The sequence below is a fragment of the Cypionkella sp. PAMC25878 genome (assembly GCF_058135695.1).
The window spans coordinates 4,588,128-4,599,840 of the sequence record NZ_CM176871.1 but is presented as its reverse complement, the minus strand read 5'-3'; the positions used below and the strand labels follow the sequence as shown (position 1 = coordinate 4,599,840).

Genomic DNA, 11,713 nt, shown 5'->3' with positions numbered 1-11,713 from the left:
GGACCCTCCAGCGCAAAGCTGAGACAAAGGGCAATCCAATCGACCCGAGGCCCATGCACCCCCAAGCGCGCCAGTTCCTGACCCTGCTCAATCGGTTCGGCCTCTGGGTCGCCCTGCCGCTGCTGCTGGCCGTGCTGCCCTACCAACAGGCCAGCTTGCACCCCATGGGCCAAGCTGCCGTCAGCGTGCAGACCCCGCTGGCCCTCGCTGCGCCCCTGAAACCCAGCTTCGTCAAACCCGCTCTGCCCGAAACACGGGCACGCAGCATCCCGCTGCTCGGCAGCACCACACCACCGCTGCCATCCCATCGCCCCGGCTTCCGGCTGCTGGATGTGCCACAGCCCACACTTCCAACCGTTACTCAGATCCAGCTTGGCTGGCAGGCCCGCGCACCGCCCGTGCCGCCACGCCCAGCCCTGATCTGACCTGCCGTAAGCTGGCCCTGCCTGCCTGCCTGCGGCTGACGCATGTAACGCAAGGAAAGCCAATGAGTGCGCAACCCAAAACCAACGTCCCCCCTCCGCCCGAACAAGGCTCGCCCCCGCCCGACTATCCGGTCGAAAGCGGCAAACAAATCCTGATCAACTGGATCATCGTCGCCCTTGGTCTAGGCGGTCTCGCCGCCGCTGGTGCCCTGCTCCCCGAACTCCTCTGAGGTCCAAATGAAAAGCAACACTCTGAAACTGACCATCGCAGCCCTGATCGCCCTCGCCATCCTTGGCGGCGATTTCATCTCATCGCTGACGCTGTAACCGGGCAGGGCGCGGGGCATCAAACCCCGCGCCCCACCACCCAAATGCACTCTCTCCAATTTCATCTTGGCCCAAATATCCCCCGCGGAGCGTTCAACATATCCGACAAAATTGCCCCCAAAGAACTGCCGCGGCACGGGTACAACCCGCCGCCCCTCCACTCAAGCCAATCACCAAGCCAATCCCACATTGATCGCCTCGGCGCTAAAAATGTCAAATCCAGCGCAAAACTATTGCCAATTTCACCCCATATTGTGCAAATCTAGCAGACGATGGAGATGACGATGATCAAGGCAACCCTTTCGCTGGCAACTGGCGCGGTGCTGATAAGCCTCAACGCCGCACGGGCGGCAGATTTCACCGTAACCAGCGCTGATGCCGCCGCCGGCGCGTTCACCGACAAGAACTACGCCGATTCCTTTGGCTGCACCGGGGGCAACCTTTCGCCGCAAATCGCGTGGAGCGGCGCACCCGTAGCCACCAAAAGCTTCGTGGTGACGATCTATGATCCAGAGGCGCCGACCGGCTCGGGTTGGTGGCATTGGGTGGTCACCAACATCCCGGCTACGGCAAATGAACTGCCCGCAGGCATCGGCGCGGGCGCGCAAACCCTGCCGACGGGGGCCGTGCAGATGAATTCGGATGCCGGGATCCCGGCCTATGGTGGACCCTGCCCGCCGGTGGGTGAGATGCATCATTATGTGATCACTGTCACGGCGTTGGGGGTCGAAAAGCTAGAGCTGCCGCCGAATGCTTCGGGCGCGTTGGTGGGCTATATGACCACGGTAAATGCTTTGGCCAAAGCCACGCTGACGCTGACGGCGGGGCGCTGATGCAACAGGGAGATGCGGATCGCGGCCGTTCGATTGTCGAGCGTCCCGGCGTCGGCATCACCGCGCGCGTCGTGCAACGCAACACCCTGCGGTTTGTACGGGTCAGGTGTGATCAGCCGACGCTAATCTTCGTGCGATCCGGCACCAAGATCCTACAGACCGAGACGGCAGAATGGACGATCACCGGCGGCCAAGCCGTCGCTCTCGCCGCCGGGCAGAGCTTGGATATCACCAACACGACGACCAGCCACGGCGCGTATGAGGCGCATTGGCTGGTCTGGGCTCCCGATATTCTCGCGGCTTTTCCGGTCGACCCCAGCATCCCCGCCTTGCGCCGCGCGCAGATTGTCAAACCCGACCGTTTCTTCACCGGGGCGATTGATCGAGCGATGGAAGCCATCGGCGAAACCCACCGTCTCAGCGCGGATGTGGCCCGCCATCGCATGACCGAGGTTCTGCTCTGGCTGTCCGACACGGACATCCGGTTTGACGCTGCCCCACCGCCAAAACTCGACCAAAAGGTGCGGCTTTTGCTGAATGGCAAGCTCGGCCATGATTGGAAGGCGGTCGAGATCGCCGCCGAACTGGCGATGAGCGAGGCCACCCTGCGCCGCCATCTGGCGGCGGCGGGCACCAGCTTTGGCGACATTCTGGTCGATGCCCGCATGGCAATGGCGATGCAACTGCTGCAATCGACAAACCAGCCGATCAGCCACATCGCGTATAACGTGGGCTATGCCTCGGCCTCGCGGTTTGCCATGCGGTTCCGCGATCGCTTTGGCTTCGCTCCGACCGCCATTCGCGGCCATAAGCGGGCGATGGCACGGCTGCCATAGCGCGGGGGCGAGTTCGGTGCAACGACCGTGAGGCATCGTGAATCTGGGTGAAATTGTTAACAAATCCTTAAATCCACACACCCATCCTATTGAATCAAAACACATAAAAAAGGTCCCGAGTTGGGACCAGCCGCAATGCCTCACCCCAACCCTCCCCCTTCCCTCCACCATCGCCACCTGATACCCCTGCCGCCGGGGGGACCAATGGCCATTTCAGACAACCTGCGCGGCGCGCTTTATATGAACCTGTCGATGTTTGCCTTCACGGTGAACGACGCCATCATGAAGTCCCTAACCCACGCACTCCCGCTTTATCAAACCATCGCCCTGCGCGGCACTGTGGCCGTGCTCGGCCTGCTGATCCTCGCTCGTGCCAGTGGCGGGTTGCGCCTGCCCGCAGCCCCGCATGACCGCGCCCTGATTGCGCTGCGCTCGCTCGCCGACGTCGCCGCCACCATCCTGTTTCTCACCGCGCTGAAGCACATGCCGCTCGCCACGCTTTCCGCCGTGATGCAAGTCACCCCGCTCGCCGTCACCCTCGCCGCTGCCCTGTATTACAAAGACCACATCGGCTGGCGGCGGATGCTGGCGATCTTCATCGGTTTTCTCGGCGTGATGCTGATCATCCGACCGGGGATGGAGGGTTTCACGATCTGGTCGGTGCTGGGCCTCGGCTCCGTCGCCACCGTGGTCTTCCGCGACCTCTCGGTGCGCCGCCTCAGCGGCACCGTGCCCTCGCAAGTGGTCGCCTTGGGTGCGGGTTTTGCCGTGATGGTGATGGGCTTCATCGGTTCCGCCATTGAAGGCTGGCAGTCCATCACCCCATTGCAAGCCCTGCAACTGCTGGGCGCAGGCAGCATGGTGATCGTTGGCTATATCTGTTCGGTCAGCGCCATGCGGGTCGGCGACATCGGCTTTGTCGCCCCGTTCCGCTACATGTCGCTGCTCTGGGCGATTATCCTCGGCTGGGTGTTTTTCGCCACCTTCCCGGATGGCTACGCCCTGATTGGTGCTGCGATTGTGGTCGCCACCGGCATCTACACCCTGCTGCGCGAGCGAAAACTGCGCCAACTTGCCCGCAGCGTCGCGTGACAGTTTGCAAGGCCGCAGTGGCTGGCCTATAGACTCGGCCAAAGCGCAGGCCTTTAAGGTCAGGAACCCAATGACCCGTATTTCCGTAGTGATCCCCGCCAAGAATGAGGCCGAGAATATCGTCGCGCTTGTTGAAGGCATCGACCGCGCGCTGTCAGGCCACGAACCGTTTGAAATCATCGTGGTCGATGATTGCTCCACCGACAATTCGGTGGCGGTTCTGCAGGCCCGCGCCGCCACCATGCCGCATCTGCGGATTGTCCGGCATGACCGCTCTGGCGGTCAAAGCGCTGCGGTGCATTCCGGCGTGAAAGCCGCAACTGCGCCGGTGATCTGCACCTTGGACGGTGACGGTCAAAACCCGCCCGAGGAATTGCCAAAGCTGGTGGCCCCGATCCTAAATGACACCACGGACCGGATTGGTCTGGTGGCGGGGCAGAGGGTCGGGCGGCAGGATACTTGGTCGAAGAAATGGGCCTCAAAATTTGCCAACGGTCTGCGCGGCTGGATATTGCAGGATGGCACGCGGGATACTGGCTGCGGGCTGAAGGCGTTTCAACGGCAGGCATTTCTTGATCTGCCGTATTTCGATCACATGCACCGCTATTTGCCCGCGCTGTTTAACCGTGACGGCTGGCAGGTCGCGCATGTGGATGTCAGCCACCGCCCACGCGGGGCAGGGCGGTCGAACTACTCCAACATCCAGCGGGCTTTGGTGGGGATTGTGGATCTGGTCGGGGTCGCGTGGTTGTTGCGTCGCCGCAAGAAGGCGCGGGTTGTGCCCGATACGGCTTTGCGTGATGCCAAATGATGCACGATCTGCTGACCAAGCTGGGCGCGAGTTCGGCCACTGATATTATCTGGCTGACCGTCGGGCTGCTGGGTCAGTTGATGTTCACCGGGCGATTTATCGTGCAATGGATCGCGTCCGAGCGAGCGGGCAAGTCGGTGATGCCGGTGGCGTTCTGGTATTTCTCGATCATCGGCGGTCTGATCGTGCTGGCGTATGGCATCCATAAACTCGATCTGGTGATCATCCTTGGCCAGTTGCCGGGGGTGGTGGTCTACAGCCGGAACTTGTGGCTGATCCACAAACGTGCTGAGACAGATGTTTTCTAAACGTAGCGAAACCGCAGACTGGTTCCGCCCGGCGCTGCTGATCGTCGCGGCCATCACTCTGCTGCGCTGGGTCTTGCTGGCGTTTGATCACACCGATCTTTACGTCGATGAGTCGCAATATTGGCTTTGGGGGCAGGAATTTGCCTTCGGATATTACTCAAAACCGCCGCTGATCGGCTGGTTGATCGGCGCTGTGACGACCCTTGCAGGCAGCGACAGCACGTTCTGGGTGCGGATGCCGGGGGCGTTTCTGCATGGCGCAACCGCGCTGATCCTCGGCGCATGGGCGGCACGCCTGTATGGCCCGCGTGCTGCAATCTTGACGGCTGCGGCCTATGCCACGGTGCCGTTTGCAGCGCTTGGTTCCCTGTTGATCTCCACCGATACCGTGATGGCGCCCTTCTTTGCCGCCGCCCTGTATGCCCATCACCGCATATTGGAAACCCGCGCGCCGAAGTTCGCGCTATGGGCAGGGGCGGCGATTGGTGCGGCTTTCATGGCGAAATACGCGGCGATTTACTTCCTGATCGGGGTGGTCCTCGCCGCCCTGCGCCCCGAGGGCCGGATTGGCTGGCGCAATGCCGCGCTGATGTTGCTGGCTTTCGCTGTGGTGATTTCAGGCAACCTGATCTGGAACATTTCGCACCAGTTCACTACGCTGTCGCACACTGTCGATAATGTCGGCTGGGTGCGGCAAGACAATCCCCTCGCGGCGCTGAACTTCGCCAGTGCGGCGGAGTTCATCTTCAGCCAATTCGCCGTCGCTGGCCCGGTGATCTTTGCGGCAACGCTGCTCGCAATCCGCAAACTGCCGAGCCAAGCAGCTTTCATCCTGCCGCCTCTGCTGGTGGTGACGGTGCAAGCCCTGCTGGGCACGGCGCAAGCCAACTGGGCCGTCGCCGCCTATTTTGCGGGAATCCCGCTCGCCATCGGCCTGCTGCAAAACCGACCGCGCTGGCTGGCGGCCTCTTTCGCCATAAACGCCGTGTTCTGCATCACCCTGCCACTGCTGACCATCTTCACCGGCATCCAGTGGCAAGGCGCACCACTGATTGAACGCCAACTCGGCCGCGCCGCGATGAGCCGTCAGATCATCGCCATCGCGCAAGGACAGGGCAATCCGCCGATCCTTGCCGACAACCGTTCTGTGCTGGCGGATCTGTTCTACACCGGGCAATCCGAGAGGCTGACGTATTACGCCCCCCGCCCGAAAGGCCGCGCGCAAAACCACTATGAACAGCGCTATCCTTTGCCCACGGATCTGACCGGGCCGCTGCTGTGGATCACCCAAACCGCCCCCGCTTGCGCCAGCCTAGTTTTCCCGCTGGATGCCACGGGGGGCGCTTATCGCAAATCCGGGCTAGCGGCTTACCTCGTGCCCGCCGAATGTGCCAATGCCCAGCAATAGCGTCATCGCGGTGCTTGTCGGTCTGATCGGTCTGACCCTGCTGGTCTTCGGCATCTGGCCGGGGATCGACCTTGCGGTGACGGGGTATTTCCATGACGCCAGTTTGCCGGGGGCGAGCGGCTTTGCGATCAAGCAGAACGCTTGGGTCGAAGGTCTGCGCAATGTGCTTTGGGATGGCACTTTGCTGATGCCACTGCTGGCTTTGATTCTGCTGGCTTTGGCACTGTGGCGCAAAACCTCGGGCTGGTTGTGGGGCTACATCCTCGCGCTGTTCCTGATCGGGCCGGGCCTTATCGTAAACGCTGGGTTCAAGGCCTATTGGGGCCGCGCCCGTCCCTCCAACGTGATCGACTTCGGCGGCACGGCTCATTTCAGCCCAGCGTGGCAGATCAGCGATCAATGCGCCAAGAACTGTTCCTTCGTCTCGGGCGAGGGGGCAGGCACCACCGCCCTGACCATCGCCGCCTTGCTGATTCTGCTGCGTTACCGCCACCGCCTAAGCCAACCACTTTACCGTACAGCCCAAGCCCTCTCGCTTGCGAGCCTCGGCTTCGTTGCATGGCAACGCGTGGCGTCCGGTGGTCATTTTCTGTCGGATGTGCTGCTTTCCATCCTGCTGATCAGCCTGATCGCCGCCGTGCTCGCCCGCCTGATGCTGAACCAAGCCACATCCAGCCGCTAACCCCTGCGGCTGTTGACATCCCGACCGACTCTGTCTATCAGCCGCGCTATCCAAGGCTCCCTCTCTCTTTTGAGCCAAGGATTCTACGCTTGATGTGGTCATGATCCGGGTTCAAACTCCGATCCTCTGGAATTCCACCGCAACGCCCCCTCGGGGTGTCGTCTGCGGTTTTACCTTTTTGTGGTTCGCACAAAAGGGCGTCGAGAAGCAGTGCCCCGTTATGCGGGGCGAGTATTGACAGTCCCTTGATTGGGGCAACACGAGGTAGCTGAATGCCGACTATTCAACAGCTCATCCGCAAACCGCGGGAGCCTAACGTCCGCAAGTCCAAGTCGCAGCACTTGGAATCTTGCCCGCAGAAACGTGGCGTTTGTACGCGCGTTTACACCACCACTCCGAAAAAGCCGAACTCGGCTATGCGGAAAGTCGCCAAAGTGCGTCTGACCAACTCGTTCGAAGTGATCTGCTATATCCCCGGTGAAAAGCACAACCTTCAGGAACACTCTGTGGTTCTGATCCGCGGCGGCCGTATCAAGGATTTGCCCGGCGTGCGCTACCACATCCTTCGCGGTGTTCTCGATACGCAAGGCGTCAAAGAGCGTCGCCAGCGTCGTTCGAAATACGGCGCTAAGCGTCCGAAGTGAGGAGATAAACAATGTCACGTCGTCACGCCGCTGAAAAACGCGAGATTTTGCCTGATGCCAAGTATGGCGATCGGGTTCTGACCAAATTCATGAACAACCTGATGCTCGACGGCAAAAAGTCGGTCGCAGAAGGTATCGTGTATGGCGCACTTGAGCGGGTTCAGACCCGTCTGAAGCGTCAGCCGATCGAGTGCTTCCATGAAGCTTTGGAAAACGTCAAACCTTCCGTCGAAGTGCGTTCGCGCCGCGTCGGTGGTGCAACCTATCAGGTTCCGGTTGAAGTCCGCACCGAGCGCCGCGAAGCGCTGGCTATCCGTTGGTTGATCATTGCTGCGCGCAAGCGCAACGAAAACACCATGGAAGAGCGTTTGGCTGCAGAATTGTCGGATGCTGTGAACAACCGTGGTACGGCTGTTAAGAAACGCGAAGATACCCATAAGATGGCGGATGCGAACAAAGCATTCAGCCACTACCGCTGGTAAGAGGGCATCATGGCACGCGAATTTCCGCTGGAACGCTACCGCAATTTCGGCATCATCGCTCACATCGACGCGGGTAAAACCACGACGACCGAGCGTATTCTGTTCTACACCGGCAAGTCCCATAAAATCGGCGAAGTCCATGACGGCGCCGCGACGATGGACTGGATGGAGCAAGAGCAAGAGCGCGGGATCACGATCACCTCGGCTGCGACCACTACGTTCTGGGAGCGCACGATTGATCCGAACCTCGAGCATGCACGCTCGGACAAGTACCGCTTTAACATCATCGACACCCCCGGCCACGTTGACTTCACCATTGAAGTTGAGCGTTCGCTGGCGGTGCTTGATGGCGCTGTCGTTCTGCTGGACGGCAACGCAGGCGTTGAGCCGCAGACCGAAACCGTTTGGCGTCAAGCCGACCGCTACAAGGTTCCGCGGATTGTCTTCGTCAACAAGATGGACAAAACTGGCGCTGACTTCTTCAACTGCGTGAAGATGATCAAAGACCGCACCGGCGCGAATGCGATGCCGATCGTTCTTCCGATCGGCGCGGAAGACAAGCTGGAAGGCATCATCGACCTCGTGACGATGGAAGAATGGGTTTATCAGGGTGAAGACCTTGGTGCATCCTGGGTCCGTCAACCGATCCGCGCCGAATTGCAAGCTTCTGCCGACGAATGGCGTCTGAACCTGCTGGAAAACGCAGTGGGTCAAGACGATGCGGCGATGGAAGCCTATCTTGAAGGCAATGAGCCCGATGTTGACACGCTGCGCGCGCTGATCCGTAAGGGCACGCTGGCAATCGACTTCGTGCCGGTGATGGCTGGATCTTCGTTTAAGAACAAAGGCGTGCAGCCTCTGCTCAACGCGGTGATCGACTATCTGCCGAACCCGCTCGACGTGCCGCCCTACATGGGCTTCAAACCCGGTGATGAGTCGGAAACCCGTAACATCTCGCGTTCGGCCTCTGACGAGCAGCCGTTCTCGGCGCTGGCGTTCAAGATCATGAACGACCCCTTCGTGGGCTCGCTCACCTTCACGCGCATCTATTCGGGCACCCTTGCAAAAGGCGATCCGATGCTGAACGCGACCAAAGAGCGTAAAGAGCGCGTTGGTCGTATGATGATGATGCACGCGATTGACCGTGAAGAAATCGCTGAAGCGTTTGCGGGCGACATCATCGCTTTGGGCGGCTTGAAAGAGACGACTACCGGCGACACGCTTTGTGATCCGGCGCATCCCGTCGTTCTCGAAACCATGACCTTCCCGGTCCCGGTGATCGAGATCGCGGTTGAGCCGAAAACCAAGGCCGACCAAGAAAAGATGGGCATCGCTTTGGCCCGTCTGGCAGCCGAAGACCCGTCCTTCCGCGTCGAAACCGATATTGAATCGGGTCAGACGATCATGAAGGGCATGGGCGAACTTCACCTCGACATCCTCGTTGACCGTATGCGTCGCGAATTCAAGGTTGAAGCCAACATCGGCGCGCCGCAGGTGGCGTATCGTGAAACCATCTCGCGCGAGCATGAGATCGACTACACGCACAAAAAACAAACCGGTGGTACTGGCCAGTTCGCGCGCGTCAAGTTGATCATCTCGCCGACGGAACCGGGCGAAGGCTATTCGTTCGAGGCCAAAGTGGTTGGTGGTTCGGTGCCGAAGGAATATATCCCCGGCGTTGAAAAAGGCATTAAGTCGGTGATGGATTCCGGTCCGCTCGCAGGCTTCCCGGTGATCGACTTCAAAGTGTCGCTGATCGACGGGGCTTACCATGACGTGGACAGTAGCGTTCTTGCGTTCGAAATCGCGGCACGCGCTGCGATGCGCGAAGGTCTGAAGAAAGCCGGCGCTAAGCTGCTGGAACCGATCATGAAAGTCGAAGTCGTCACCCCAGAAGAATACACTGGCGGCGTCATCGGCGACTTGACCTCGCGTCGGGGCATGATCAACGGCCAAGACAGCCGCGGCAACGCGAACGTCATCGCCGCTATGGTGCCTTTGGCGAACATGTTCGGCTACATCAACACGCTGCGTTCCATGACCTCTGGTCGTGCAACCTTCGCGATGTCCTTCGACCACTATGATGCCGTTCCGCAGAACATCTCGGACGAGATCCAGAAGAAATACGCATAACCGGTGTGGCGGGGGCTAACCCCGCCCTACCACTCGTAGGGTGGGGTTCGACCCCACCGCATCCGATCTAATCAGGAGGCCATCATGGCAAAGGCAAAGTTTGAACGGAACAAACCGCACGTCAACATCGGCACGATTGGCCACGTTGACCACGGCAAGACCACTTTGACGGCAGCGATCACCAAATATTTTGGTGAATTCCGTGCCTACGACCAAATCGACGGTGCGCCGGAAGAGCGTGCGCGTGGCATCACGATTTCGACCGCTCACGTTGAGTACGAAACCGAAGCCCGCCACTACGCCCACGTCGACTGCCCCGGCCACGCTGACTATGTGAAAAACATGATCACCGGTGCGGCTCAGATGGACGGCGCTATTCTGGTCTGTGCTGCCTCGGATGGCCCGATGCCACAAACCCGTGAACACATCCTGTTGGGTCGCCAGGTGGGTATTCCCTACATGGTGTGCTACATGAACAAAATCGACCTGGTGGACGACGAAGAACTGGTCGAACTGGTTGAGATGGAATTGCGCGAGCTGTTCAGCTCGTACGACTATCCCGGCGATGACATTCCGATCATCAAAGGCTCGGCGCACCAGGCGATGATCGGCCTGCGCCCGGAAATCGGCGAAAGCTCGATCCGCGCCCTGATGGCAGCGGTTGACAGCTACATCCCGACCCCGACCCGGATGGTCGATCTGCCGTTCCTGATGCCGATCGAGGACGTGTTCTCGATCTCGGGTCGTGGCACGGTTGTGACGGGTCGTATCGAGCGCGGCGTGATCAACGTCGGCGACGAAGTTGAAATCGTGGGCATCCGCGACACCAAGAAGTCGGTTTGTACCGGCGTCGAGATGTTCCGCAAGCTGTTGGACCGTGGGGAAGCAGGCGATAACGTCGGCATCCTGCTGCGCGGCATCGACCGTGAAGGCGTTGAGCGCGGCCAAGTGTTGTGCAAGCCGAAGTCGGTCAACCCGCACACCAAGTTTGAGGCAGAAGCCTACATTCTGACCAAGGAAGAAGGCGGTCGTCACACGCCGTTCTTCGCCAACTACCGCCCGCAATTCTACTTCCGCACCACGGATGTGACCGGGACGGTTGAGCTGCCAGAAGGCACCGAAATGGTGATGCCGGGCGACAATTTGAAGTTCGACGTGACCCTGATCGCGCCGATCGCGATGGAAGAAAAACTGCGCTTCGCCATCCGCGAAGGCGGCCGCACCGTCGGCGCAGGCGTGGTGTCGAAAATCATCAAGTAAATAGGTCGCGAATCCCCTTTTCAACGGGGACCGCGCACTATAAGGGACCACCAGCGGCGCACCTTTCGGGGTGCGCCGCAGACTTTCAAGACCAGACTACTGAAAACAACGTGAACCTATGGGCCGGGCCTGTTGCCCCGTCTACGTTCAGAAGGAAGAACACATGCAAGGTCAAACCATCCGTATTCGGTTGAAAGCCTTCGATTACCGCGTGCTGGACGCCAGCACCGCAGAAATCGTAAGCACCGCGAAACGCACCGGCGCCACTGTGCGCGGGCCGATTCCGCTGCCGAACAAAATTGAGAAATTCACGGTTCTCCGTGGTCCGCACATCGACAAAAAGTCGCGCGACCAGTGGGAAATCCGCACGCACAAGCGTCTTCTCGACATCGTTGATCCGACCCCCCAGACCGTGGACGCGCTGATGAAGCTCGACCTCGCCGCTGGCGTGGATGTCGAGATCAAAGTTTAA

At 60.1% G+C, this 11,713-nt stretch carries 14 protein-coding genes; all 14 read left to right on the top strand.

Features of this window, described 5'->3' with window-relative positions; translation table 11 throughout:
• Window positions 1-53: 53 nt before the first annotated feature.
• Window positions 54-425, top strand: a complete 372-nt coding sequence (locus tag ACS5RD_RS22990) for a hypothetical protein (protein ID WP_489929281.1) — start codon at window positions 54-56, stop codon at window positions 423-425.
• 62 nt (window positions 426-487) lie between these two features.
• Window positions 488-655 carry a hypothetical protein gene (locus ACS5RD_RS22985; RefSeq protein WP_489929280.1) on the top strand — a complete coding sequence of 56 codons (168 nt, stop codon included), beginning with the start codon at window positions 488-490 and terminating at the stop codon, window positions 653-655.
• A gap of 381 nt (window positions 656-1,036) precedes the next feature.
• Window positions 1,037-1,585 (top strand): YbhB/YbcL family Raf kinase inhibitor-like protein, encoded by a 549-nt coding sequence (locus ACS5RD_RS22980; RefSeq protein WP_489929279.1) that lies wholly within the window; start codon window positions 1,037-1,039, stop codon window positions 1,583-1,585.
• Window positions 1,585-2,421: a helix-turn-helix transcriptional regulator gene (locus tag ACS5RD_RS22975; RefSeq protein ID WP_489929278.1), complete on the top strand. Its 837-nt coding sequence runs from the start codon at window positions 1,585-1,587 to the stop codon at window positions 2,419-2,421. Before ACS5RD_RS22980 ends, ACS5RD_RS22975 begins: the two co-directional genes overlap by 1 nt.
• A 204-nt stretch (window positions 2,422-2,625) precedes the next feature.
• Window positions 2,626-3,513 (top strand): DMT family transporter, encoded by an 888-nt coding sequence (locus ACS5RD_RS22970; protein ID WP_054008063.1) that lies wholly within the window; start codon window positions 2,626-2,628, stop codon window positions 3,511-3,513.
• A gap of 70 nt (window positions 3,514-3,583) precedes the next feature.
• Complete coding sequence (locus tag ACS5RD_RS22965) at window positions 3,584-4,324, top strand: glycosyltransferase family 2 protein (RefSeq protein WP_489929277.1); 741 nt, start codon at window positions 3,584-3,586, stop codon at window positions 4,322-4,324.
• Window positions 4,321-4,632 carry a lipid-A-disaccharide synthase N-terminal domain-containing protein gene (locus tag ACS5RD_RS22960; RefSeq protein ID WP_235815714.1) on the top strand — a complete coding sequence of 104 codons (312 nt, stop codon included), beginning with the start codon at window positions 4,321-4,323 and terminating at the stop codon, window positions 4,630-4,632. The genes ACS5RD_RS22965 and ACS5RD_RS22960 overlap by 4 nt, the downstream gene beginning before the upstream one ends.
• Entirely contained in the window at window positions 4,622-6,040 is a 1,419-nt protein-coding gene (locus ACS5RD_RS22955; protein WP_489929276.1) for an ArnT family glycosyltransferase, read from the top strand. The genes ACS5RD_RS22960 and ACS5RD_RS22955 overlap by 11 nt, the downstream gene beginning before the upstream one ends.
• Window positions 6,027-6,722, top strand: a complete 696-nt coding sequence (locus ACS5RD_RS22950; protein ID WP_489929275.1) for a phosphatase PAP2 family protein — start codon at window positions 6,027-6,029, stop codon at window positions 6,720-6,722. The genes ACS5RD_RS22955 and ACS5RD_RS22950 overlap by 14 nt, the downstream gene beginning before the upstream one ends.
• A 272-nt stretch (window positions 6,723-6,994) precedes the next feature.
• A complete protein-coding gene (gene rpsL, locus ACS5RD_RS22945) occupies window positions 6,995-7,366 on the top strand; it encodes a 30S ribosomal protein S12 (protein ID WP_054008058.1) in 372 nt (123 codons plus the stop codon).
• 11 nt (window positions 7,367-7,377) lie between these two features.
• The gene (rpsG, locus tag ACS5RD_RS22940) at window positions 7,378-7,848 is read left to right on the top strand and encodes a 30S ribosomal protein S7 (protein WP_054008057.1); all 471 of its coding nucleotides are present in this window, start codon (window positions 7,378-7,380) and stop codon (window positions 7,846-7,848) included.
• A gap of 9 nt (window positions 7,849-7,857) precedes the next feature.
• Complete coding sequence (gene fusA / locus ACS5RD_RS22935) at window positions 7,858-9,981, top strand: elongation factor G (protein ID WP_489929274.1); 2,124 nt, start codon at window positions 7,858-7,860, stop codon at window positions 9,979-9,981.
• A gap of 84 nt (window positions 9,982-10,065) precedes the next feature.
• On the top strand, window positions 10,066-11,241 hold the full coding sequence (gene tuf / locus ACS5RD_RS22930) for an elongation factor Tu (protein ID WP_305346545.1): 1,176 nt from the start codon (window positions 10,066-10,068) through the stop codon (window positions 11,239-11,241).
• Window positions 11,242-11,404: 163 nt separating this feature from the next.
• A complete protein-coding gene (rpsJ, locus tag ACS5RD_RS22925) occupies window positions 11,405-11,713 on the top strand; it encodes a 30S ribosomal protein S10 (protein ID WP_054006329.1) in 309 nt (102 codons plus the stop codon).

What these genes read in the sequence shown, in the direction of transcription:
- ACS5RD_RS22980 (WP_489929279.1), top strand. Translation starts at nt 1,037, where the DNA reads ATGATCAAGGCAACCCTTTCGCTGGCAACTGGCGCGGTGCTGATAAGC.
- rpsG (WP_054008057.1), top strand. Translation starts at nt 7,378, where the DNA reads ATGTCACGTCGTCACGCCGCTGAAAAACGCGAGATTTTGCCTGATGCC.
- tuf (WP_305346545.1), top strand. Translation starts at nt 10,066, where the DNA reads ATGGCAAAGGCAAAGTTTGAACGGAACAAACCGCACGTCAACATCGGC.
- ACS5RD_RS22970 (WP_054008063.1), top strand. Translation starts at nt 2,626, where the DNA reads ATGGCCATTTCAGACAACCTGCGCGGCGCGCTTTATATGAACCTGTCG.
- fusA (WP_489929274.1), top strand. Translation starts at nt 7,858, where the DNA reads ATGGCACGCGAATTTCCGCTGGAACGCTACCGCAATTTCGGCATCATC.
- ACS5RD_RS22965 (WP_489929277.1), top strand. Translation starts at nt 3,584, where the DNA reads ATGACCCGTATTTCCGTAGTGATCCCCGCCAAGAATGAGGCCGAGAAT.
- ACS5RD_RS22990 (WP_489929281.1), top strand. Translation starts at nt 54, where the DNA reads ATGCACCCCCAAGCGCGCCAGTTCCTGACCCTGCTCAATCGGTTCGGC.
- ACS5RD_RS22985 (WP_489929280.1), top strand. Translation starts at nt 488, where the DNA reads ATGAGTGCGCAACCCAAAACCAACGTCCCCCCTCCGCCCGAACAAGGC.
- ACS5RD_RS22975 (WP_489929278.1), top strand. Translation starts at nt 1,585, where the DNA reads ATGCAACAGGGAGATGCGGATCGCGGCCGTTCGATTGTCGAGCGTCCC.
- rpsL (WP_054008058.1), top strand. Translation starts at nt 6,995, where the DNA reads ATGCCGACTATTCAACAGCTCATCCGCAAACCGCGGGAGCCTAACGTC.
- ACS5RD_RS22950 (WP_489929275.1), top strand. Translation starts at nt 6,027, where the DNA reads ATGCCCAGCAATAGCGTCATCGCGGTGCTTGTCGGTCTGATCGGTCTG.
- rpsJ (WP_054006329.1), top strand. Translation starts at nt 11,405, where the DNA reads ATGCAAGGTCAAACCATCCGTATTCGGTTGAAAGCCTTCGATTACCGC.
- ACS5RD_RS22955 (WP_489929276.1), top strand. Translation starts at nt 4,622, where the DNA reads ATGTTTTCTAAACGTAGCGAAACCGCAGACTGGTTCCGCCCGGCGCTG.
- ACS5RD_RS22960 (WP_235815714.1), top strand. Translation starts at nt 4,321, where the DNA reads ATGATGCACGATCTGCTGACCAAGCTGGGCGCGAGTTCGGCCACTGAT.